Origin of the sequence: Negadavirga shengliensis (assembly GCF_042652345.1) — a bacterium.
Taxonomy (GTDB): domain Bacteria; phylum Bacteroidota; class Bacteroidia; order Cytophagales; family Cyclobacteriaceae; genus Negadavirga; species Negadavirga shengliensis.
The window spans coordinates 306071-331193 of the sequence record NZ_JBHSJJ010000007.1 but is presented as its reverse complement, the minus strand read 5'-3'; the positions used below and the strand labels follow the sequence as shown (position 1 = coordinate 331193).

At 41.2% G+C, this 25123-nt stretch carries 21 protein-coding genes; all 21 read right to left on the bottom strand.

Annotated features, from left to right (window positions below):
• Nucleotides 1-14: 14 nt before the first annotated feature.
• Nucleotides 15-1091, bottom strand: a complete 1077-nt coding sequence (locus ACFPFU_RS14445; protein WP_377065475.1) for a DUF354 domain-containing protein — start codon at nt 1089-1091, stop codon at nt 15-17.
• A 51-nt stretch (nt 1092-1142) separates the two neighbouring features.
• Nucleotides 1143-2120: a glycosyltransferase gene (locus tag ACFPFU_RS14440; RefSeq protein WP_377065474.1), complete on the bottom strand. Its 978-nt coding sequence runs from the start codon at nt 2118-2120 to the stop codon at nt 1143-1145.
• Nucleotides 2117-3259, bottom strand: a complete 1143-nt coding sequence (locus tag ACFPFU_RS14435; protein WP_377065473.1) for a glycosyltransferase family 4 protein — start codon at nt 3257-3259, stop codon at nt 2117-2119. The genes ACFPFU_RS14440 and ACFPFU_RS14435 overlap by 4 nt, the downstream gene beginning before the upstream one ends.
• A gap of 11 nt (nt 3260-3270) precedes the next feature.
• On the bottom strand, nt 3271-4404 hold the full coding sequence (locus ACFPFU_RS14430) for a glycosyltransferase family 4 protein (protein ID WP_377065472.1): 1134 nt from the start codon (nt 4402-4404) through the stop codon (nt 3271-3273).
• A gap of 7 nt (nt 4405-4411) precedes the next feature.
• Entirely contained in the window at nt 4412-5701 is a 1290-nt protein-coding gene (locus ACFPFU_RS14425; RefSeq protein WP_377065471.1) for an O-antigen ligase family protein, read from the bottom strand.
• Nucleotides 5698-6465: a hypothetical protein gene (locus ACFPFU_RS14420; RefSeq protein ID WP_377065470.1), complete on the bottom strand. Its 768-nt coding sequence runs from the start codon at nt 6463-6465 to the stop codon at nt 5698-5700. Before ACFPFU_RS14420 ends, ACFPFU_RS14425 begins: the two co-directional genes overlap by 4 nt.
• A 6-nt stretch (nt 6466-6471) precedes the next feature.
• Complete coding sequence (locus tag ACFPFU_RS14415) at nt 6472-7851, bottom strand: hypothetical protein (RefSeq protein WP_377065469.1); 1380 nt, start codon at nt 7849-7851, stop codon at nt 6472-6474.
• 91 nt (nt 7852-7942) lie between these two features.
• A complete protein-coding gene (locus tag ACFPFU_RS14410) occupies nt 7943-9493 on the bottom strand; it encodes a lipopolysaccharide biosynthesis protein (protein ID WP_377065468.1) in 1551 nt (516 codons plus the stop codon).
• A gap of 171 nt (nt 9494-9664) precedes the next feature.
• Nucleotides 9665-12097 (bottom strand): GumC family protein, encoded by a 2433-nt coding sequence (locus tag ACFPFU_RS14405; RefSeq protein WP_377065467.1) that lies wholly within the window; start codon nt 12095-12097, stop codon nt 9665-9667.
• 985 nt (nt 12098-13082) lie between these two features.
• On the bottom strand, nt 13083-14063 hold the full coding sequence (locus ACFPFU_RS14400) for a beta-1,6-N-acetylglucosaminyltransferase (protein WP_377065466.1): 981 nt from the start codon (nt 14061-14063) through the stop codon (nt 13083-13085).
• Between the two features lie 202 nt (nt 14064-14265).
• Nucleotides 14266-15123: a polysaccharide deacetylase family protein gene (locus tag ACFPFU_RS14395; protein ID WP_377065465.1), complete on the bottom strand. Its 858-nt coding sequence runs from the start codon at nt 15121-15123 to the stop codon at nt 14266-14268.
• A gap of 42 nt (nt 15124-15165) precedes the next feature.
• Nucleotides 15166-16032 carry a hypothetical protein gene (locus ACFPFU_RS14390; RefSeq protein WP_377065464.1) on the bottom strand — a complete coding sequence of 289 codons (867 nt, stop codon included), beginning with the start codon at nt 16030-16032 and terminating at the stop codon, nt 15166-15168.
• 7 nt (nt 16033-16039) lie between these two features.
• A complete protein-coding gene (locus tag ACFPFU_RS14385; RefSeq protein ID WP_377065463.1) occupies nt 16040-17050 on the bottom strand; it encodes a Gfo/Idh/MocA family protein in 1011 nt (336 codons plus the stop codon).
• Nucleotides 17051-17117: 67 nt separating this feature from the next.
• Complete coding sequence (pssE, locus tag ACFPFU_RS14380) at nt 17118-17597, bottom strand: PssE/Cps14G family polysaccharide biosynthesis glycosyltransferase (protein ID WP_377065462.1); 480 nt, start codon at nt 17595-17597, stop codon at nt 17118-17120.
• A gap of 61 nt (nt 17598-17658) precedes the next feature.
• Nucleotides 17659-18147 carry a PssD/Cps14F family polysaccharide biosynthesis glycosyltransferase gene (gene pssD, locus ACFPFU_RS14375; RefSeq protein WP_377065461.1) on the bottom strand — a complete coding sequence of 163 codons (489 nt, stop codon included), beginning with the start codon at nt 18145-18147 and terminating at the stop codon, nt 17659-17661.
• 34 nt (nt 18148-18181) lie between these two features.
• A complete protein-coding gene (locus tag ACFPFU_RS14370; RefSeq protein ID WP_377065460.1) occupies nt 18182-19237 on the bottom strand; it encodes a glycosyltransferase family 4 protein in 1056 nt (351 codons plus the stop codon).
• Nucleotides 19238-19361: 124 nt separating this feature from the next.
• On the bottom strand, nt 19362-20465 hold the full coding sequence (locus tag ACFPFU_RS14365; protein ID WP_377065459.1) for a glycosyltransferase: 1104 nt from the start codon (nt 20463-20465) through the stop codon (nt 19362-19364).
• Nucleotides 20466-20507: 42 nt separating this feature from the next.
• Complete coding sequence (locus tag ACFPFU_RS14360) at nt 20508-21533, bottom strand: glycosyltransferase family 2 protein (protein ID WP_377065458.1); 1026 nt, start codon at nt 21531-21533, stop codon at nt 20508-20510.
• A gap of 26 nt (nt 21534-21559) precedes the next feature.
• A complete protein-coding gene (locus ACFPFU_RS14355; protein ID WP_377065457.1) occupies nt 21560-22816 on the bottom strand; it encodes a hypothetical protein in 1257 nt (418 codons plus the stop codon).
• Nucleotides 22816-24216: an oligosaccharide flippase family protein gene (locus ACFPFU_RS14350; protein ID WP_377065456.1), complete on the bottom strand. Its 1401-nt coding sequence runs from the start codon at nt 24214-24216 to the stop codon at nt 22816-22818. Before ACFPFU_RS14350 ends, ACFPFU_RS14355 begins: the two co-directional genes overlap by 1 nt.
• Nucleotides 24217-24232: 16 nt before the next feature.
• A complete protein-coding gene (locus ACFPFU_RS14345; RefSeq protein WP_377065455.1) occupies nt 24233-25123 on the bottom strand; it encodes a beta-1,6-N-acetylglucosaminyltransferase in 891 nt (296 codons plus the stop codon).

Sequence of the window (25123 nt, the reverse complement as noted above, 5' to 3'; positions counted from 1 at the left end):
TGTTACTAATCATTTTATTGGGTCATATTAAAAACATTGTTTGAGTTTGCAGTTAAAACTTGTGAATCCATTACCTCTTTCACCATAAATCTTGTCGTGTCAATGCAACTGCTAAGCAGCATTTCCCTTTTTCTTCTATACTCTTCGGTACTTTCAGGATCAGACAAAATAGATATGGCTTTGGAAATAGCAGCTACCTGATCCTTTTCACTTTCAGAAAAATTATGCACCAATCCATATTTCTCTTCCTGTTCATCGGTATAGCCTCTACCGTCGTTGTCTATAAAAATAGCAGGAGTCCCCAAGACAGCTGCTTCGGAGGCCATGGTGGCACTTTCCCCAAACAACAGGCAGCTGTAGTACAATGCATCATGCATGCGGTCAAAGGGAATATTGATCCTGTATGGTTCCAAGTCTTCCGGAAGTTTTCCTTCTGAGGTGATGAAAACCCTAGCATAGGGCTCCATGGATCTGACCGCCTTTATTTTGTTTTGCAGACTCATGCCGGCATGTCCAAAATCATGGGCAGCCTCCCAGGATACAAATCGTATTAAGACGAACTTTTCATTTTCACCTATTCCCAGCAGTGAAAATATTTGCGGGTCAGGCTTGAAGTATCTCGGGTGGAGGTAGGCAAGCTCCATGTAGCTGTTAAAACGCACCTGTTTATCACCCAATGAAATCCGGTAACAGGACGGCGTGAATATTTTGGTGGCAAATGGCACGGTCAGTTTATGGTGGAGGTGTGCATGCTCTGTATCGCTGAATACCAGTGAAGGTTTTCCCAATAATCTGGCAACCTGAGAGGGGTAGGGGTGGAGGAAGTTAAGGAAAAGGTCAGGTTTTATCCTTCTGGCAATTTGAAACAATTTGAAATCAGCATAGATAAGGTAAAGGATTTTACCTATTTTTCCACTTTTTCCTTTGCCTCTGTCTTCATAGGCAAATCCATATAGTTCTAACAGCCGGTGGGCCATTTCTTTATTTCTGGATACAAAGAAAATATTGTGTCCGTTTTGTGACATTATTTTAGAAAAATTTCTGAAATAATGCACATGGGCCGGATGGTTAATATCAATTATTATCCTCATTCGATAAATTTTGGATGCGGTAAAAAACGAAAGAAAAAAATAGACTTTTAATTATATGACGTGTTTGTAGATGTCTATTAGTTTTTTGGCAATTGTATTTGTGTCCAACCCTAGCTGGATGATTCGCTGCCTGCCATTGGTTCTACCTTTTTTTTCCGAAAAATCCAATGCCAATCTGATTTTTTCCCCAAAGTCGGTTATTTCAAATGAGGAAAGGAAACAGCCCTCCGTACCGCCGATTACCCATTTTACGTCACCTACATCAGTGGCGACAATAGGGCAATTACAAGCCATGGCTTCCTTGACCACATTTGGAGATCCTTCCATATACGAAGGTACAACCAGGACATTTACGGCATTTAAATATTTTGGAATATCATTATGGGGTATTGGAAACGGATTGATGAGTTCCACATCGGGAAGATTGAGGTAGGACACAGCTTTTTGGGCTAAGGGAAAGTTTTTACCGATTCTGGATTTATTTCCAAGAAACAAGACGTATTTCTGGCAGCTATCCAGGCCAAGTTCCTGTTTTTGAATACGAGTAGAAGGTTTGAACCGGTCTGTATCAATGCCATTGGGAATAAGAAAGGATTTATGCTTTAAATAGACATGTTTTTCTAGGTTTTGCGATTTAGATATGATTATATCCACAAAAGGTTGAATAAGCTTTGTAGAAAACATAAATATCCGGCTTTTAAGGGTTATTTTATCAACGCCCACATGATCACCCTGAGCATCATCTCCCATTAAGGATAGAACCACCGGGGTGTTGCGTGAGCCTATTATGGCAGCCCAACCGGAAAGGGAAAAGTGGGCGTGAATAACATCATAGTTTTTATCTTTCAAAAACCTTCGGAGACGCGTACCTGCCTTAATATAACCCCATAACCCCTTTCCTATTATGGGATAATAATCAACCTCCACTTTAGATTTCTTTAAGGATTCCCCCTGTACTTTAATAAAAGGTGCAATATCATAATCCTTTGAATTTCCACTACAGACAAACAATATCTTCAATTTTTTCATCGCTCGCTAAACAGAACTATTTTCTCCGTGTGGTGATTCAGAATGTTTTTATAAACTTGGTCGAAAGCCTTTCCCATTTTATCTATATTAAATCTCTCTGTGATGATCTGTTTGCTCGTTTCTCCAAAATCTTTACATTTCTTCCTGTTTTTTATGAGACCGAGAATGATTTTAGATATTTCGTCTATAGATGGCCGTTCAACCAAATAACCATTTTTGCCTGTTATGATAAGTTCTCTGTTTCCTCCCAAGTCATTGGCTACTACTGGTTTACCTAATGCCATATATTCTAGAATGGTATTAGAAAGCCCTTCTCCTTGCGGAGAGAATAATATGCCTATATCACAGGCATTTACCAATGCTTCCACCTCATTAATCATTCCTGTAAATATTAATCTGGGGTGTTCGGTTATACGTTTGATTTTTTTATACATTGGGTCTTTCTCATAGTAAGGCCCGACACCAATAAAGGTGATATCATTTCTTTGTTGGAGTATGTTTTCCGCAATTTTGAAAAATAAATCATAATCTTTTTTTGGGGAAACAGTAGCAACCATAATCACCGCATATTTGGTTTTTATATGATATTTCTTTTTGATAATCTCCTTATTGGTTAAGTTATCAAACCTTTTTAAATTCAATCCATTGTAAATCAATTTACTCTTTTTCCTGGGGGGGTTAAAAAATTTCATTCCTGCCTTTGAATTTACCAAAATGGCGGTGGAGCACATGAAAATAAGTTGATCCAATAGATAGGAAAAAGAAAATCTATTGATTTTAGGTGGTGCTGATGTGATTTGGCTGTTGACAAGAGGGATTCCCAATAAAAGTACTGCTGGAAGTGTATAAAGAGATTGCATTCTACCCCATGAGTGAATCAAATGAGGCTTTTTGTTTCTGCAGATCTTATAAAATTGAAATATAATAAATGGATCATATTTACTCCATTTTTTTTTAATAAGCTCATACGGTATATCTAATTTATGAAATTCTGGAAAATGGATTTCATCCGAGGTAAGGACAACTTCCATATCATAAGTACTATCCTTTTTGAGGAAAGTCATCAGTTCCATCAGCCTTCTCTCTTTGCCACCTGATTTTAATGCGCCTATAAAAAACAGAATTTTAACCTTATTCATTAGATGGTCTTTCAATTAATTAAAAATTTCACAAGATCTTTTGCCAATTTTCTATGATCGTGATACTGTGAAACAAATTCAAGGCAGTTCCGAGACATGGATTTTATGGTTTCGGGAGTCAGGGCATACAACTTCTCTTTCAAATCTTCAGGATTTTTGTACACGACACCCAAATTATTCTTTGAAATAATTTCATCAGGGTTTACTTTGACACTCGATAAGATAGGAGTGCCTACAGACATTGCTTCCAAAAAAGTATTGCTAAATCCTTCATAATGAGACGTGTTTAAAATAAATTTAGCTTTTGATAAAAACGGAATAATGCTTTTTCTTTCAAGAAAACCTATAAATTCCACATTGGATAGGGTTTTAAGTTTACCCATATAGATTAAGGTTTCTTCATCAATATTGGTGGATTCCGTTCCGGCGATCAAAAACCTTTCTCCCGGTAAAGTTTTGGCGATTTCATAAAGAAGGGGTAAGTTTTTCTGGTATTGAAATAGCCCTAGCCATGCAATGTGCTCTTTGGGCTGATCTATCTCATTTAGATGGTATCCATTAAGAAAGATAGGATTAGAAATTTTGAAAATCTTTTTGTTGGGAAATCTTTTCCTAATAATGTTTAACTGATAATCATTTTGGCATAAAATACAATAAGATAATTTCAGACCTAGGTTCAGGAAAAATCCATGGATGCGTGAATGATTTTTATAGAACCGATCATCCAATAAGAAATCATTGGAAATACGTTGTATAAGTTTAATATTTAACTGAATACAAATAAGGGCAAATATGAAAGTGTGCCAGCTAGGGATGCCTTGATATAAATAATCGGGGTTGATCTCTTTTATTTTTTTGTAGATGTAAGGGGATCTGTAATATATCCACCTTATCCAACGAATACCTTTTTGGGCATCGAAAACTGAATGGAGCTTGATCTTTTTGCATTCTTCTTTTATGCTGCCCCCACGACCAATATCCGTAATCAAATTTACCTCATGACCTTCGCTAAGAAGTCCCTGCATCCATCCATGCGCTTGTACCGCTGCGCCACCCGAAGGGACCTCATTAACTAATAGGATGTTAATGGCTTGGTAATCATAGAATAAAAACTTTAACCTGTTTTTATTAAATCTTGTATTCATTTCCATTTTAGACAGATAATTTCCTGACTTTTTGATTTTGGACCTGGGGAGGGAGTTTCTCCCTTTTTGCAGAAAACTCTAAAGTTCTAGGTAGGTTTACCAATAGCATTAGAAAAATAAAAGTTGCTATGTTGGTATATCTCCCTGTAATGGTATAAACAAGAAATATGATGCTGCAGAAAACCAATGTCGCCCACTCGATTCTTTTTCTCGAATGGCGGAATCCCTGGCAAAGAGCCCAGACCATCATCATCAGATAAAGCCCCAATCCGATGAAGCCCATTGAATGGGTGATGTTTGTCAGATCCGCATGTAGGGTCCTGTTTCCGAGTACTCCCTTGCCATAGTTTCCGCCACTGTCGAATAAGCCATATCCCAACCACGGGTTATACTCTTGATAGACAAACATGTCTTTATAGAGGAGTTCGTATTCCAGAAAGCGTTTTTCTTCTTTCAGCTCCCTGTCATCCAAATTCCGCAATTCATATCTTTCTTCAAAAATCTGTATAAAATTGGTATTATAGACTATTACAGAACCGATTACCCCTATGAAAACGATAAATGCGGCAATTGTTTTGAAATTTCTTGGCGTCAGAAAGATATATAAGACGACAGCTATTCCCAACAAGGAAAGTCCCATGACCGATCTTCTGAGGCTGAGGAGTATAAATGCCAAAGAGACGGCAAATACGAGGAAATAAATGATTTTTCTCTCATGCATTACTTTGATGAGAACCACAAACAGCGCCAAAGGCAGGACATTGAAATCTGTGGCATATAAATTGCCATAAAGAATGCCACTGGTGATTCCATACATGGCATATGGCGCATAGCCGGCAAAGGACGAAAGAATCACATTGAGAATAAAGATCGTAAGCAGCAGCAAACTGGACTTCGCCATTTCGTTGAACACCAGATTCCCCGCGTGTTTTTCATAAATGGAGCTGATAAGGGGTATCAATAGAAATAGCCAGATTACTGCAAACAGAAAAGGCCGAATGGCCACCAGATCTGTGACATTTTGCATCAGAAAGAAGATCCAAAGGATAAGGAGCAGGGAGAAAATATTGTACCTGAAAAAATTGAGGTTATAAATGATCAAGAAAAGGATGATTGCGGAGAAAAGGAGGTAAGCGAGGAATGCCGGTAACATCGGAGCCAGCGTCACTATCAATTGCGCAAAAAGAAGGGGGGGGAGGTAAATGACGGCCAGTTCTTTTTTTGTCAAGACGATGTAGAGCCCAAAAAGAGGGGTTCCGATCTCCAGCAGCATAAAGAACAATTTCAAAACGTTCATGATGTTTGGCTTAACGATTTGAGAAAAGCGTGGCTAGAGGCAGCTTTCTCTGCCAGAGGGCGACTGCCATCGATATTAAAGACGAAAACGCCACTCCGTTTTAGCTTGTCGATTGCGGTGTGGACAAGATGCTGCCACAATTCAATATCGCTTAAGAGAAACGAATCATCTTTATCCATATGGGAGGGTATTGTTTTTTTTCGCGTCTTTAACCGGCTAAGAATAAGCCCCTTCTCTTGGGTGTCTATTCCGATCACCGCATAGGGCAGAGGGATCAGTTTGATATATTCATCCAATAACTCCTCAATCAGCTGCTTTTCCTGATGGAGGAGGTAGGATTTTTGGAGAAATCCTTCTTCTATCAGGCAGGGCCGGCTATGTTTTTTCTCCAATATGGCCTGATACCGGCAAAAATCGGTGAATAAAAAGTAAGCAGCCCTGTACCGCTTGTCCGGGGAGTTGTGCATATGGGAAGTCGAAATGTGGTTCCAGCAAAACTCGGCAAACTTTTCGTTCTCTTTTATAAACCGCAATCCGTATTCTGTAGGGATACTTTTTATCCTCTTTTTGTCAAAAAGCTTCCTGTACTGATGTTCCAGCCACTGGACAGGAAACTTCAATCCCGGTGATTTTGGAGCCAACAGGTGCTCCATAGAGATCCAGTCTTTTTCTTTGTAATACTTCCTGGCCATTTCTTCGTAAAGCATTGATTTGCCTACGCCCGGGGGCCCGATGAGCTCCACTATTCTGGTCTTGGTTTGCATCGAAGTCTATAAATTCTTCCAGATTCTTTGCTGGATTTCAGACAGAACTTCATCGTACGGTTTATTTGCGTCTATGTCTATCACTTCTGAATTGGGAAAGGTAATGTTGGAGAACGCCTCACATTTTTTTTGGATCATTTCCATGCTGTGTTCGGGTTTTCTTTTATGGGCGGTTTCCGGGTGTACGACCAGCCTGAAAAAAATATCAGCTTTGTTTTTAATTGCCTTATAGAAGTGCATTTTTTCCAACCTCTTGAGTTTCCTGCTCTTACATTGATTCAGCATGACCCCATCATTGAGTTCGGGGACGTGTATCTGTGGAAACCGGTCACATATGACCACGCTGCCTTTTTTTGCCAATTTCCTGGCTTTTCTTAGCAGCGCATTTTTTCTTCTGATTCTGAGTATAAAGAAAAAATCACCGATTAATTGTCGGATTTTTTTGGCAATCGGATGTTCCCCGTATATAAAATTATCCCACGGTTTTAACAGCTTTCCCCCGCTTTTTACATGGGGGTTTTTGCCCATATATAAATAGTGGCAATCGATTTTATAAGACAGCCACTTAATGACGTCATTGGCCAATGAACTTTTGCCGGATCCGTCACTGCCTATAAATGCAATTACCTTTCCTCCAGCCGGCAATCTTTTCCGGAGCTGGAAAGGCCCAAAAACTGCCATGCTGCGGGTCGATACCCTTAGGTAAAACTTATAATAAGCCGAGATGATGCCGGCCACCGTGCCGTTCATACGGTGGAATTTCCGTACCTGATGGTAAAAGGCACGGCTTATTTCCAAAATATCCGCATCATTTGGACGGTCGGCCATGTGCGTGAGGACCGATGAAAGGCCCCCCGGGACCTTGAGACCTAATTCCTTACATAAACTGGAAATTTTATGGGTTTCGGATGAGTCCCAAAGCCATTGGATTTCCTCCTTCAAAAAAGAAGGGATGGATGGATTGGGTCTGCTTTTCTGGAAAAAATCCATTTTCGCATAAATCCTTATGAAAAGAACAATGATTTCGAGTTCAGGAACGGGGACGGGCCAGCCCGTCAACTCATCGGTTTTGATGTATTTGAAAAAAAGTATTGTCCAGGGAAGGTAAAGATGCTTGACATGCTTAAGGCCGGTAACCATCGAAAAATGGACATGCAAGTGAAGAAATACGGCCGTTTCCTTATCCATGGCCAACCAGTCCTCCACATCAGGATATGAGCTCCAGGCGGGACTTTGAATCTTCTTATAACCCAGTTCTTCCAGACATTTTATAAAACCTCTTCTGTCTTCGGGATGTACCAGTATGTCCAGATCGGTTTTTCCCTGAAGTGACCGTACAAGCCTGCAATTGCTTTTCCAGTGGGCAAAGCGGATTTTTTTTGACAACAGTTTTTTCAGCAATCTTTCGGATTCCCGGGTCACATTAATTATTGTTCGGGAATTGTATGTAGTTGTGGGATGAGCGTTCATAACCGGGTCATTTGGATTTAAAGAGCTTTATTTTGGCCAAAACGGCGGCGGTTTCATTTCGATCACCGGCATTAAACCCTACGATCCAGAATAAAATGCCGGCTATCAGAATTACTGCCCCTCCTGAGCCGAGGAGTGAAAGCCAGTCAGAGATGGAAACATACTGTCCTGCATAATTTGCTCCTATGAACACCAAAAGGGATACCGTGAAGGGCCTGATATGGGTGAATGAAAAGACATTTCTCTCAGACATTTTATTTTTCAAAATGATGGGATAACCTATTGTCAGGACCATTCTTCCCAATAAAATGCTTATGCACAGCCCCAAAATTTGATAAACAGGGACAAGCCATAGTGCCAACAAAAAAGTGACCACAGAAGAAATGATGGAGAACATGACCTTCTCCTTTAACTCCAGGGATACATTGATAATAAAACTGTCTGTTTGAAAAAAAACAAATTGTAAGGCTATGAGGATGATGAGAAAGTTCTCGATATTCCCTGCGAAGTAATCCTGCCCCATCCACAGCTGTATGAAGGAATGGTTCAACAATAAAATAGATGTTCCTATAGAAAAAACAATCAGCCAGTTCAGGTTGGCGATCAGTTTTCTGGCCTGCTTGACTTTTTCAAAATGCTGCTGACCAAACAGGCTGCCTATTCCTGGAATTACCCCGTTGACCACAGCCGATATGATTCCCTGCAAGGCCAGAGACGCGAACATGGTGATGGTATATTGGGTCACGTAGACAGGGGTGGAAAGATAGCCGAGGATGATCTTATCGCTTCCCAGCAGGAACATCTTTGACCCCGTAAATGCCATAAACCAACCACTTAGTTTACCGTAAGCTACCAGGGATTTTCGGTCCGTCTTTCCAAAACCAAACCAGGGTACATGCGCTTTTACAATGTAATAGAAAGTAATTCCGGTAGCAAGGGAAAGAAAAACCTCTATCAGAGAAAGGCCGATTATACCATACCCTTGCAGGATGACCCAAACCTTCAATCCTCCCCCAAAGGCCACAATACCTGCTCTCACCCCCATCCGCTTGAAACCCAGGTTCATCCCTCTGAGTACGGATTCGAATAGGTCGAATACTTTGTTGATTACCAAGGCAAACATTAAAATGCCACATACACTCCGTATCAACCCATACAAACTTTCGTCTACATTGGTGAGATAGGGAGCATACCAAATGATCACACCGCCCATAATTAAAACTATAGGAAGGATGAAGATGGTGATCAGCAAGGCGGAAGTAACCTCTTTTCTCAGTATCTCTCCGGCGTACGTATCCCTTTTTTGGGCTACTGACCACTTTAACACTTGGGATGCCCTGGTATCAGCCATGTTGGCGAACCCGGTCATCTGGCTCAACATCTGCCATACCCCATAGATTTCACTGCCGAGGCCTCTTACTATAAAAGGACTTACAAAAAAGCCCACCAGTTGTACCCCTGCATAGTCGATTATGCTGGTTACAGAATTAAGGAAGGCACGTTGTTTTAAGTTTTCCCCTTTTTTCTTTGCGGGGATTTTGATGAGGTTTTCAGCCAACGATTTAGATTTGAGCAGTGTTTACGGCTTCGCCCCGTCAGTCCCATTTTCGGGACAGACTGGGAATGAATCGTGTTAATTGAGAATCAAGGTGAAAGGTAAATGGCTTACTTACATAAAAGAGGTGTGTCCTGTAGCCGGGCTAAATACTTTGTCTACAGGCACTAAAAATTACATGGCCGCACGTCCGCGGTTGAAACCAAGTAGTTTTTTGAGAAAGAAACTTTTCTTATGATCCTCCTTATAATAGCCATACCCATAACCTCCATAACTAAGCTTTTTGTTTTCCACATCATTGAAAACCGCATAAATGTTGTCCAGCCCTTTTTTCGTATGCAGGTTGTTCAGCTCAGTAAGCATGGACATGCTGCTGTATTTGTATCTGAAGGCATACAGACATAAATCAACATAGTGCATTAATTCCAGGGTCTCGCTCACCAGCCCCACAGGGGGCGTGTCCAAAATGATGACCTCGTATGCCGTCTTAAGCTCTTCGAGCAAATCCTTAAATTTACTTTTGAGGATCAGTTCACCGGGATTGGGGGGGATGGGTCCGGCTTTCAGAATGTCCAGGTTGTCAAAGGGAGTTTTTTGGACCAATTCGGAAGGAGAGCCATCCTTAGAACTTAAATAGGTAGATAATCCTTTATTATGCGACAACTGGAAATCTTTATAAACTTTAGGTTTGTGCAGGTCACAGTCGATCAACAAGGTCTTTTTACCATTGAGGGAATAAGAGGAGGCCAGATTGAGAGCAATAAAGGATTTTCCCTCCCCGGAAATACTGGAGGTGACCGCTATGGTGATTTTCCGGTCTCTTGGCACGATCAGATAAATATTGGTCCTTAACGACCTGAATGCTTCCGAGGCCGCGGTGTTGGCTTCTTTTAGAACGAGCACGTCGGATTTGTGCCGGTTATGTCCTATTCGTGCCAGTGTGGGTACCTGTAGAAGTTCCTCCGCCATGCTTGGATCAGTGATCTTCAGGTTGAGCAAATTGAACATGACTATAAGAGAGAGCGGCAACAAAAATCCGGCGAACAGCGCCAACACATAGTTGGTGAGGGACTTCATGCCCAAGGGCTGGAAATTGGGAATGGCGTATTCAATGATTTTATTTCCGGGTGAATTGCTGGCCATGGAAATGGCGGATTCAGCCCTCCTTTGCAACAAAAAATTATAAATGTTTTCGTTTAGCGTGAACTTACGCTGTATCCGTAAGAGATTCTGTTCGGTGACAGGCAATTTACTGAAATCCGCTTCCAGTTTTCTGAGCCTGGACTCCAGTTCCCTGATATTAAAGCCAAGGTTATCTGTCAGGTTTTTAAGGATCTCACGCAGAGAAACATTCACATTCCTGATTTTCCTGGATATCTCGACAACCGTGGGGGAAGCTTCCGTTTGCACGGCCAGAAGCTGTGATTTTTCCGACTGAAGGGTGATGAGATCATTGATTAGCCGGTTGAGTATAGGATCATCGATGCCCATGCCAGAGGGCATTATGATTTCATTATAGTCCTCGTTTAACAAGTATTTTTCCAGGTTTCTGAAATAGTCCAGCTTGAATACTTCCTGGCCCAGCTCCTTTTCAAGGCTTGACAGGTCTCTGAACACACTGTTGCCTTCCGTCCCGATGTCATATGTCCTGTTGGCACTTCTGAAGTTCTGTAACCTCGTTTCTATAAAATTCAGGGAATCCGCCACTCCCGATATTTGTACATCAATAAAATCGATGGTGTTTTTGGCGAGCAGGGTTTTTTCCTTTATTTCATTTTCCAGGTAAACATCCATCAGGGTGTTGAGATAGTCACTGCCTTTTTCCGGATGGGTAGTGATCAAAGAAAGTCCCAGAATGGAAGAGCCGGTGACATCCAATGGCCACACCTGGAAATTTTCACCGGTGTATTCAAGAAGAAGACTGTGTGAATCTTTAAACCTTAAATGGATTTCCCCGCTTAACTCATTGCCCAGGTTTTCTACTTTAAACCTTGCATAGGGCAATTCGATCCATTCTCCAAAGCTGTATCTCCTTGAAACAGTGGAGGGCGGGATAAATTCCTCTTTTCTTATGGAGTTGGGGTTGTACCTGCGGTACCTGTCTTCTTCTAATTCCATTATAAAGTTTTCCGAATTGTCCCAGGTTATTTTGATAAATCCGCTTACAAGCTGGGGATGTTCCCAGTCTACCACAGCCCTTACAGGACTGTCCTTGTATATTTCTTTTAAGATAAAAGTGCCTTTGCGATAATATTCTACATCAAAATCCAGTCTTTCAAGAACAATCTTGGAAACAGGTTTGGATTTGAGAATGACGGTTTCGTTGGCCAATCTGTTTCCCTGCGCCTTAGAAAGATTGCCGCCCTTTCCCGTTAAATCCAAAAGACTTAAGCTGTTTAAATCCTCTTTTATAAAGAATTTTCCCTCGGCTTTATATTGGGGATGGGTATTCTGATTTTTGAAATAAGCAAGCCCCAAGGCGATCATCATAGATAACAAAAAATAAGGCCAGAACTTTAGGTATTTGAGAAGCAATCCCTTGATATCAAAGGATTCTGAATTGCCACTATCGTTTAAATACCCGGATTTTTTTGCCAGTTGCATCATAGAGGTATCCTTTATAAAATATATGAAATAATAAAGCCCAATGGTGTGGTTTATTTTAAAAAGAGCCCCATACCAAATATTCCTTAAGCTCCCATAACCGTTTTTTATATTTAAAAGCGCTTATTCTATTCCGAAATCCCTATTTATCCCTTTTGATGGGATAAGACCCTTATCATAGCAGACCCCTTTGTTCTTACACTGCGTTTTGCCGGGAGGAAAAACACAGATCACTTCAGATATTATATATCTCTATATGCTGCTGATGGCGTTCTTTTGGTGTATTAATCCGTATTAATGTATCCCTAATATAGTAATTTTTGAGCTAAAAAAATTTTTTAAACCAAAAAAAATGAAATTTAAATACATAAAAAGGTAAATAATGTTAGGGGTTTTTAGTTATATATAATGTTATGTTTTTCATAAATTAAAATAACCAAATCCAATGCATAAAATATAATACTTTTAACATTTTAAATTGAATTTTTTAACGAGAGAACTTCGTTTAAAAAAACGGTACCCCTTAACGGGGATTTAATCCGTCCGATTTTATCAATATGCCAACTGGGTTTCCATATAAGTTGATAGTGAGGTAGGGGCGGCTCCCAATGTCATTTAGTTAAGAATTTTCCTATGCACCCCGCCTCCCAAGGACTCGCGACAGGCACCAATGCGGAGTCACCTAATGATCACCTTCTGGGAGACAAGGGTTGAGGCTGGCTTAACTTAGTGGCCACTGCTTAACAGACCACGGTTAATGGCTTTAGCCATAAATATACTAAGATTACCAGCTTGTTTTTGATTGGGTAAAAAGGGGGGAGAAAAAATATCAGTTTTCTATTCGCCTTTAGAGAAGGACTTCAAAAAGAAAATAAAGAGGAAATCGCCCCGGATTTTAATGAAACAGAGGCGGGGAGAACAGGAGTTAAAAAAATGGATTCAGGTAACGGGCTTTAATTGAGTTCCGGTGAACTTTTTGAAAAGAATGCTATTTAAGCGTGGGGGATTTTACCGGATGGGCAGAAAGCACCTGTTTTTCCAATTCATCCATGATATCACTGTCGCGGCTTGCGTCAAACTTCCTTGCAAACAGTTTTCCTTCGGGCAATTCGCTTAAGAAACGGAGATCTTTACTGGTAAAAATTTCGGGAGACGGCGCATTTGGTTCTACCCATTTTGCATAAGTAAGCGAATCTTTGATCAGATGTTGTCTGTCTTTGAATATTTCCCAAACCAATGTTTGGAAAATGATCTCATCTGGCAAATGGCAGCCTTCAATATATTCTAAAAAATCAGGATGATCAGTCAAATATTGTAAAATTTCAGAAACGGTCTCCGTGGTAAAACCCAGCCATGTATCACCTCCATAAGGTTTTAAATAGTTGGGGAATTTCCTTTTAGGAATAATTTTTATCAAATCCAGCACCCTGCCTTTAAGCACAAATTTTGCCAGCTTTTTAAGCGATGGAATCGCATAAAAATCCCTATCGAAAAAGGAAGGCAGTAAGACATAGTCCCCTTTTTTGGAAGACAGTTCAAATTTATAACGTTCTATTCTCCACATTCCTCCTTCTGTCCACTTTGGGGTAGGCAAGGGAAATCCGGAGATAAATTCTGTGCCGTAATTTTTATTTAAGAAGGCATTTATAAAACTTTTGGACTTAATAGGGAAATCCTGACCACTGAGGATGATAGCGTACCCCTTTTCCTTGTTTTTTACGATCATCTGCATGGCAGTAAGCGTTGCATTTACGATGCCCATACCGCCCCAATTGCACACCTGTCTTTTTTCGGGGGGAAGGAATATCAGGTTTTGAAATGATTCAAGGGCGGTTATAAACGGGTCAATATCGGTTTTTAAGTCAACGTGAACATAAAAATGCGTGGTTTTATCATCATTTAAAGCTGCTATCATCCTCTTGACCTGGGACGGGTTGGTGTGGGCAAGGATTATATAATTGGTGATCATTTTATCTGTTTATAATTGTCTTTCAATGGTCATAACTTTTCCCGCACCTCAGGTCGGGATAGCCCGTCCCAGCCTGCCCCGAACTGGTTTCGGGGGACTTGATCCGGGAGAATCTCGCATGTTGCTCCCCCCCCCCGATAGCTATCGGGGCTATCGGGGCATGCCTCCGTGTGAGACTTTTGTCATGCTCGATTTCATGTTTTTATTTGAGCAATGTCGGGAATTTAAATAAGGAAAGCAACCCTGATGACTTGACAACCAGCTCATTAAAATCGCCAGTGTCATTGGTGTCAAGTCTTTTTATCCTAAAAAGATCTGATTCAATCGAATTGAAGCCGGCTTCTACCGTTAACCCACAGGTGAACCCGGCTTCCTTGGCAATGTGTATTTCTCTTTCGGAATAGTTGCCGTTAGGGTAGGCTATCCCGTTGATTTTGATACCATAATCCGTTTCCAGCTCCGTTTTGGATTGAACAATTTCATTTTTAGCTTCCTCGTCATCGCACTGTGTAAGGATAGGATGAAATACGGTATGGGCCTGCATGTCCACAAAGGGCATCATGTCCAAAATCTGTGCTTTGGATAACGCCTGTGGATTGTCATATTCCTTTTCTGTCTCAAAACCTACCTCTCTCAAAAACGCTATCCGGTCTTTATTGGGGATTTTTTTCAGGGCCTGATCAGGTATTTTTTCTTTGTCATGCCTAAACCAGTAATGACGGAGCGTATTTACAATCCCCGAACACAGGAATATGGTAGCGGGGACCTTGTATTTTTTGAAAACAGGAAGCAATTGATAATTTCTCATGTGGCCGTCATCAAAGGTGATGACCATTGCTTTAGGCGGAAGCATATGGTTGTCTTTTTTGCGGCAGGCTTCCAGAAACCGGTTTAATGAAATAAAATTGTAATTTCTGGACAGGTATGAAAAGGTTTTTTCGGCGGTTTCCACGTCAATGTCATGGAATACCAATACCGTGACCTTATTCTTTTGTATAAATTCCCTGACCAATACAGGTAAACCCGAAATCCTCAGCAATCTGAAAATAAGCTTTTTCATAAATTATAGCCAAAAAATTATTCTTGGAGAGAAAAATGAAGCTTACTTTTCGACCAATGCATAATGGCTTTCAATAAGTTCTTTGGATTGTTTGATGTTGGCCCGCGAAGAAGCACCAAATAAAATGGAATCCACACCTTCTAATGAACATACATAATCGAAAGCTTCCTCCGGCCGTAAGGCCCCGGCGGCCAATACCTGCATGGCCACCAGATTACATCTTTTTTGCGCGATGACCTCTTCATACTTGGCTCGCCCGCCTGACATCCTGAAGCCGATTTTATTAATAGAAGCGCATACCGTGGGATTTTCTATACCCGCTTTTTCCAAAGTGTCCAATAGCAGTGGAAGGTTCATGGTGATAAAGCCGGGCTCTGCATGGTATTTCTCTTTGATATGATTGTAAAAGGTCACCAGAAATTCTGTCATACCGAGTCCCAATAGCAGATCAGTGATGACATTTTGTACCCATATTACGGGGGTATTGATACCCCGGAACATTTTCATTTCCGCATCGATCATCAACCGGGCCAATTCAGAAAAATCCTTCTTCATAAATGCCAGTCCCCCTTTGGCGAATGTGCTGAAAATATTTCCAGGCACAAACTGTTTAATGGTTCCTAAATAGCCAAGCTCCGTAACCGCATTGGCGTATTTATGGGCATAAGGCATGCAGGGATAAATTTTGAAATCCTGGTATTTACGGTCTTGCCGGATGATGTCACATATGTTCCCTATTCTGTCGTGTGTGGTACACATAAAAGTGTTGATCCCTTCGTCAATGACCGTGTCCAGTACCCGCATGATCGCTTTGTCTTCCTGAAACCGGATGGTTTGCGCCCGGGATTTTTCATCCGAACTGTGGTTTACCCCAAAAAATTGGTTGTCGCCAAATAATATTCTATCCATTGTTTTTTTAGTTTGCGTCTGAGATTAACATTGATATAAGCTGGTCTGTAGAGGAAGCGCTTCTGAAAGTGCTTTTGTTTTGGGTTTCTTTATTCAGAATGCATGTGACAAAGTGGTCTATTTGGGCGGAGTATTCCTCGCCTCTGAGGTAGTAATCCACGTTCTCTGTCAGGTCGGTCAGGTATTTGACCGTCCAGCCTTTTTTCAGTCCAAGAAAGTCGTTGTTTTCTTTAAGGTATATTTTTACTTCGGTGGCATCAGCAATGATTTTACCCTTTTTCCCCAAAACGGTTATTTGGGTATTCATTTTTCGATGGGTTTCATCACTCCAGTTTACGGACAGTAGGCCTGTCAGGCCGCTGTCGAGAGAGATGCTTGAATATACGGCGTCTTCAACATCCTTTGAGTAGATGCTTTTGAGCAGCGTACCTGATACACGCACCGGCTTGCCCAAAAGAAAATGGATCAAATCAATGGTATGGGAAGCATAATCATACAGACAGCCTCCGCCCTGGTCTTTTTGGGACCTCCAGGTGCTGCCTTTTTCCCTTACCACCACGGGGCCATAAGATTCTCCCGCGAAATGATACAGATCCCCCAGTACCTGAAAGTCCAACAGGTTTTTGACTTCATTGAAAGTGCCTAAAAACCTGTTGTGGTAACCAACTTGATTGACCAAACCGGATTCTTCCGCTTTTTTGGCCAACACTTCGGCATCGGTTGCCTTTAACACAAAAGGCTTTTCGCAGAACACATGCAGCTGATGATCCATGGCATAGGACACCATCTCCATATGAAACTTTGTCGGCGAAGAAATGACCACACAGTCCAAATCCATTTTTTGGATCATCTTACTGTAATCTGTATAACATTCAAACCGGGTGTATTTTTTGAATCCTTCAATCACCAAAGACGAAGTATCACAAACGGCTACCAAGTTGACCTCCGGATGGGCACCCAGTATGGCACAGTGGGATATGCCCATTTTACCTAAACCTATTATTCCTGCTCTTAGCATTGCTTGATTTATATTTAAAACATGTGAAAAATGATATAACTAAATTGAAATGAATCCTTGACGAGCTTTAAATCGATCCCAGGTAATTGTCCAGATAATCGATAATAGCCTGTTTCTTGGATTGGAATTTGGCAGGGTTAAAAGTTTCTACTTTTTCCAATAAATCCCTTAAATCGTCACTTTCATTCCAGCCGAGGAGAAAGTTTTCCTTTTCAAATTCGGCAAGAATCTCAGTTTGATGATCGTCCACCACCTCACCGTATTTGGAGAGCCGGGGGATGGCGATTACTTTTTTCCCTATTTTCAGCCCTTTCAGAAGGGATCCGGACCCGGCGTGGGAAATCACAATCCTGGCTTCTTGATATAACTTGATCAGTTCCTCGGGAGGAATAAAAGGTCTAAAAATCAGATGGTCAGACTGGAATTCTGTAAACCCGCTTTGCACGATTACATCTTCCTGTATATACCCTTCCCTGCACAGTTTGTCTATTTCTCGCAGGGGCCTTGGAAATTGTGTTGGAAAAGTTCCTAATAGAACGAGTATCATCGTTTTCTGAATTTAGATTAAAGAATAACCGAGAATTTGTCCGATATTAATGAGTTATTGGTCAGTAGATGCTTCCCAAATAGATGGCTTTTTTATAGAACTTTTGGGGTTCTGGCCATTGTATGATGAATTTATCCGCAATGGGATAAATCAAATCAGCGGAAAACGCCCTGGATTTTACCCTGGCATAAGAGAGGATCCATATGATTTTGGCGCGAAACAGCTTGCCGAGAACACACATGGGTACTGCCGTGTGGCTACCTGTCGTGATGATGGCTTTTGGAAAATGGGTCAGCAATATTTTTACCGTAAGTATAAAATTCACGAGAACGTTAATGAAGAACCCTATACTCCTCTTTTTTCCTTTGGAACGACCCTTGAGAAACTTGATATTATAATGTTCCGCATAAGGAAGGGTGGAGGGAGCCTTTTCTGTTACCAACAAATAATCATACTTGGTAAACCATTCCTTCAGTTCCATTATCTGCGCAAGATGACCTCCGTCTGAGCAAATTAAAATGATCTTCTTTTTCTTTAGTTGATTTTTCATGATGAAGCCTGTTTGTGTTGATTTCTTATTGCTTTTAAAATTTGATATTTTGGGATAAGCTTTCCCCGCTATTTACCGGCATTAAAATTGGCTCCGGTTTCGCAAAAGGAACCCTACTATTGCCGGGATGAAGTGCTGAATAATGAGAGGCAAGCTTTTGAGCGATGGATTTGTGGTTATATTTTGTTTTGCTCAAAAAGCTGCTTCTGATATTGTCGGGTTTCCTTACCAGGGCTTTTACAAGGAGATCCGACAATTCCGTTGGATTGTGGGAAGCCGCGACGTAGCAGTTTGGAATGCCATCGGTGATTTCTGCCACATCTCCAACGGGAACAGAGACCACGGGAAGGTTGCAGGACAAAGCCTCCTTGATTACCTGGGGAGACCCTTCTGTCTTTGAGGTCATCAACAGGCAGTCCGCTTTGTTCAGAAGTGTTCTCACTTCGTCTCTGTCCAGATTATCCACACAGGCATGTTCTATTTTGCAGGTGGACGCCTCATTTGCCCTCTTTAACACCTCTGTGAACAGCGGAAAGTTTTTTACTTCCCGTGACGGGCTGCTGGGAAAAACAACCAATTTCGTATGGGGTGTCTTCTTAAAACCATTGACAGGTTTGAAAAAATCAGAATTTATGCCGCAGGTCAAAACCTCTACCTTAGGGTTAAAGGGAAGTACCAGATCCTTCATGGCTTGGTTTTGGACAAATACTTTGTCGGCTTTATGAAGGATCTTTTTTGTAAGCCATACCTGCCAACCGTTCTTCTCCCTTTTCTGGATATCACTGCCGTGGAGTGTTAGAAAAACCTTTGTTTTCGGACGAAACAGAAGAAGAAAAAGCCCCGACAATCCATAATGAATATGGATAAGGTCGTACTTTCCTGATTTTATTTTCCTGGGAATCCTGAACAAAGATTTGATGTATTCTTTTTTCCCCCTGTAGACAGAATCTATCAGAAACACTTCATGTTTTATCGGTAGCAGTTCGGAAATGTCCTTGATTTGTTCCTGAATAAAGATGCCATCCACAGGATGCTCGGGAGCAGGATACATGTTGGTAACATACAAAATATTCAAAGGTAAATCTTTCATCTGTTTATATTTTGTTTTTCAATGGTCAGATGGTCCCGAAAGCTTTCGGGATGATGACTAAAATAATCATTGCCCTGTGTATCTAATGATTATTTTAATCATGTCGATTTCATGACTTGGTTTTTTAAGCCTGTAATTGGGAATGGAAGGAAAAATCTGCTGGCGATGAGAGCGAATCCAAATAAGGTTTAAGGTTCTTTTGTGAGATATTGGACCAAGCACTTTCGCGGCACCGCATTCTGATGGTGCGGGAATCAAAATGGCCAAGTTTTTTTACGATTTCCTCAAGGCCTGCAGCAACAGCCTCTTCATCATCTCTCATCAGGACCCCACAGGATTCATCGATGATTTTCCTGTTTTCCGTGGTGGCGGTGGCCAGTACAGGCATGCCTGACAGCAAATACTCATAGGTTTTGGTAGGGGGTTGGTGGTCATAATAGGGCGTCATAGGCACAAAAGAGACCCCTATATTGGCAAGGTCAAAATGGGCGGATAAATTGTCGTTTTGGATATATCCCGTGGTCACAATATGTTTTTCCAAAGCATGTTGATGGATATAATCCCGGATTTCCGCGAGTTCATTTCCTGGCCCGTCGCCAATGATCGTCAGCAAAGTGGAGGCGTTGGAAGCCTCATCCACTTTTAAAAACCGGTGAAACCCCCTGACAAAAGTGATGAGATTCCTGTTTTCCAATGTTCCTACATAGAGAAAATGGGCCTTTTCAAAATTTTTATCCTTTTTACAAAAGGGCTCACCTCCCAAAGGCAGATAATGGTAATTCCTCATCCCCAATCTCTCTGCCAGGCCATGACTGAGGATAGTAAGGTGTTCAAATCGGGCGCATTCCCATTTTAATAAGGCATCTTTTAAAAAGTTAACGGTTTCGTTTTTGGTATCCGTAGCGGTCCGGATGTCGATATTGAATGTTTTTCCGGGATTAAGCAGCTTTATAAGGGAACATCCCGCAAAATATACCATAAACACGATATCATAGGACTGCGATCGGATTTCCCTGTGGATTTCTTTAAGAAACCTGTAGTAACGCAGTATTTTGTTACCCTTCCGGGAAATGTATATGGTTTTCAATCCCTTTTCCGGAGCTCTCGGTAAACCGAAATCCCAACTTATATGAGTGATTTCATAACTCTCTTTTATATAATATCCGTATTTGTAGGGATCTACATGGTATCCATATTGTGCTTTGGTGGCAATCAATAGTTTTTTCACTTTTTCTTTTTTAGACATTTGTACAGAAAAATCAAATCCTTTTTAAAACCGGCGGTATTTTATCAAGCATCTGATCAGCAGCTTGAGAACCATATAATTGCTTACTGTATGGAAGTCTTTTCTTTTTTTCATGTAGAAGAAAAAAGCCCGTACCCCTACCTGTGAAGCTTTTTTGCTGATGAAGAAAAACATGTTACCCAAGGCACGGGAAAAAACAACCGGATCATAAACCCCAGGCCCATCGTTTTTTTTCTGTAGGTATTTTAACCACTGAAACGCCGATTCAAAATCCTGTAATGTTTCGAAAAGGTAGGTGGAGCCAATCCTTCTATGAAGCTGAAGTTGCTGGCCCGTAGCATTTACACCCATATCCCGGAGAGCCTTTTCATAGATAATTTTATGTATCGCCAGACTTTTTTCCTCCTCATGCTCGAAGGATCTCATAATGCTGGATTCTGAATCTCTGTATTGATACAGGGAAAGTGGAAGGTTGGCCATCGGAAAATGTTTACTTGCTTCATAATAAAAGTCATAATCCTCAGCCACCGTCAATCGTGTGTCAAATGATAGACCTGCTGCTCTAACCCAGGACAATCTATACATGGCTGTGGCATTCCAGACTGCCGGTTTGAACAGCAAAGTGGCTTTGATCAGTTCCGGGTCTGTGGGTGATTTTGCCACTTCGGATTTTGTCTCATCAAACCGGGTAAGCCAGGTGCCACATATGCCAAACCGGGGATGCTTCTCCAGGAAATCCAGTTGTAGTTCGAATCTGTCGGGGGAAATGAGATCATCGCAATCCATCCATGCCAGATATTCACCCCTGGCCTCCTGCAATCCCCTGTTTCGGGTATAGGCAATTCCCCTGTTTCTGTCGTTTTTTAAATACCGGATCCTTACGTCTTTGTACTCCCCGATAATGGCGGCTGAATTGTCCCTTGAACCATCGTCTATAATGATCAACTCAAAATCTTCAAAAGTTTGGATCAAGACACAATCTATGGCCTCCTTGAGATATTTTTCCCCGTTGTAAACGGGCATTACTACCGATAAAATAGGTGCTTTCATATCCAATTAAAAGAATGTTCCTGGTGTCAGACAGTAGCTTCTATTTCTTTTTCACTTTTAGCAGACCGCTTTATAAGCAGTTTGAAAGCTTTCTGTTTTTTATCGTCCATATAGGCTTTATGGTAGATATACAGCGCAAAAATGGTAGCGATGACATAATGGTAATGGTATACAGAATACCATGTAAAACTTGTGAAAAGTAAATACCAAAGGTAATACCTGACATAATTATACTTTTTGGGGATGGGAATGGTGAAACTTTTTATCCACATGATGACGAAGCCTGCGATAGCAAATATTCCAAACATGGCATAGACCGCTATGATCCCTACGTCCGATAAAAAATACTCTTTGTTATTGCTTAAGCGCTCCACAAATTTTCCGTATTTTGAAATTCCCCAGTTGGGAGCTCCGTTTCCAAAAACCCTGCTCAGTGGATCAGGTGAAAAATCCGTAAGAAAATATTCCCCAGCCAAAACACGGATATATTTTTGACCGAGTTTTGAATCCCTTTGTTGTGTCTCTATTATCCCTTTGATCATGGGAATATCTGAATTGAGCAGCATGATTGCGCCACCCAAAAAGGAAGCGACAATCAGCGTTTTTCGAATAAAGGACTGTCCTTTAAAAAAGTGGTAAAAATAGATCAGAAAGACGCCCGCAATAAATTGCCTGGTCACCTGCATGATGGGGACGACCAAACCGAGCAGGGCAAATCCTATATAAAACCATTTGTGCCTGGCTTGTTCTGTGATCTTGGTTATCGCGATAAAAATGGAGAGTATGAATATGCCTGCGCCCGGAAACACGATCCGTATCGCTCCCCGTTGTTCGGAGAATTCATCCCCACCGGATATGGGTTTGCCGAATATAACGGTATAGGGATGCACATACTGATAAAAATAGAGCAGCACATAGATTGTCCCATAAACAAGCACGATTTTCTCGATCGTCTTTATGGGGACTTTGGCATGTAACAAGTAGAAGAACAGTGGCCAAAGCATGTACTGCGAAGTCTCTATCAGACTGTCCTTGAAACCCTGTCCCCATGATACATATGCCGTGACCATCGAAAACATGATGGATAAAAATATCATTTGGACAGGGAGTACAAATCCTCCTTTTCTTTTGAAAAAGTATACACTCGATAAGGCCACCGTCCCCATCACTGCCAAAAATTCGAGGTAATTGATGATTTTGGGGTTGATGAACGTTGCATCAAAAAAATTCAAGCTGATGATTACCAGCACAAATAAAAATAAAATGTCGAGTTTTGTTTTCATTATGCTTTTGCTAAAGAATAATTTCTAGAGAAATAAAAACCTGTTCCGGCGATGGATAATAATCCGAATAAGACCTTATAGACAAAATCAAAGTTCCCTGCAATGAAGTAAGAAAACACAAATAGCAGCGCCGCAATGATCCACATTCTACCTTTGTCTTCCACCTTGATTTTGAGTGTTTTTCCGAATAGGTACCAGAGGTAAAACTGGAAGCATGAAAAGGAAATCACCATACCTGAGGCGAGGCCTAAGGCGCCATAACTACTGCTGATATAGAGAATAGGTGTGGAAAACAATGAATTCACTATGCCCAGCTTCAGGATCTTTTTCTCATTGTTTGTCGCGCCAAGGATGGTTCCTATCAGGCTATCAATAGAGGTCAGGTACAAATACCAGATCTGTAGTTGGCACACCATCACCGCGGGCATGTAATTTTCCGGGAACAGTAGTCCGAAAAGCTCCTTTGCATACAGGGTGAAAAGGAAACACAATATCATGCCCAATAGCATGTAATATTTAAATCCTTCACGGACAAAATTCCGGAACTGTACTTTATTGGAAACCCACAAGGCGGAGAGGTTGGGGAAAATGGCCACCAAGGCAAAGTCCAAGACAAATGAAACGGGCCCGGTCAGTCTTTCAGATAGATTAAAAAAACCTATCTGTTCGATGGAAGAATTGATATCCAGGAAATTGTTTGAAAGTTTGGTGAAAGGCAGCATCACCAATACCAGTGCGAAATACGGCCAGCTTTCTTTGAGCAGTTTTTGGGAAGAATGCCAAAAACCCAGGACTTTCCCTTTCAGCAAATGTTGTCTTTGGAGAGAGAAGTAAAAAGCGGCATTTTTCAGGAGGTTGATTCCCAGAAAAGAGTAAAATAGAAATTCCACCGTCATGTTGCTGGCGGGCAACAGGTATACACAGAGAAACCATGAGACACTAAAACCGAGATTGATGAGAGAAGGCGTGAGCATCTTCTGATGTCCTAAAAAAGCCGTTTCAAAAAGCTTTCCGAAGCAGGAAATAAGGGCGAATGAAAAGACAAAAACCAGTTCCTGAATGTTGAGATTTCCGAGATAATAGTTGTAAACCAGATATATGGCGCTTAATAAAGTCAAAGCAAGCATCCGTAAAATGGCACCGTTGAAAACCAAGTCATTGGTTCTGTTAGGATCGCGCGCAATGGACCGGATGACTATGTTTCTGATTCCCAAATCCCCTATGGTCAGCAACAGGGTTCCTTGGGCAATCATAAAAGTATATAGTCCATAATCGTCCGGATGCAATACTTTGGTGATTTTAAGCACCGTCAGCAGGCTGATCAACTGGGACAATACGCTTCCTATTGTCAGGTACGAAAAGTTTTTAAAAACCTTATGTTGAATGATTCTCTTAAGCACTTTTCCGGAATTAAAATCAGGCGTTGATTTTCTTGTTCAGTTCTTCTTTCAGCAACGTCATCAACTCCTTTGAAACAGGATAATCAAACCTTCTTGCAAACAGCTTTTCTGATTTCATCAGGTTTTGAAAATCGGAATTATCCAAAGTGGCAGGGCTATTTCCGTTCCTGAATTCCCAACAGACGAGGGTTAAGTTGTCGTTTACCACCGAAGCTTTAAATGGGGAATTCATGATGACGGTTTGGAAAAACATTTCTTCCGCGCAGAGGGTATATTCAAGCCGTTTCATGGATGCTGGATGGGATTCTGCATAATCTACGGTATACGCCAGACATGCTGCGCTGAAGGACCACCAGGCAGAGCCCCCGTATAAAACAGGGAAATCCTTTAAGGGTTTCCTTTTGATCCTCAACAGCCTTTGTAGAATAAGGGCCAGCTTTATGGCTTTAAAGCCCGTGGTGGTTTTTGAGTTAAAAGTGTCATACAAATTGTAATATTCTACCCGGTTAAGACCGCCATGGGCCCACCTTTCTGTAGGCAGACGAAAAAATTCCATAAATTCCTTTCCGGCATTCTCATGAAAGAAGTTTTTGATTTCAAAAGCAGTTTTTATCGGGAAGTGTTGTCCGCTGACACTGTGGATATAACCCACCTCTTTGTTTTTCAGCGCCTCTTTTCCTAAGTGAAGCATGGCTTTCAGGAAATTCACGCCGCCCCAGTTCACCTTGTATTTCCTGGATATAAAAACAACATTTTTATGATTGAAGAGTGCAGCCTGTTCTTCCTTGCTGATCAGGCTTTTTTTGTCAATATGTATGTAAAACAGAAAATCTTCATCCAGAAACTGAATATATTCAGAAAGGTGATGGATGTTTTTATAGGCTAAAACCAAAACGGCGTGTTTCAT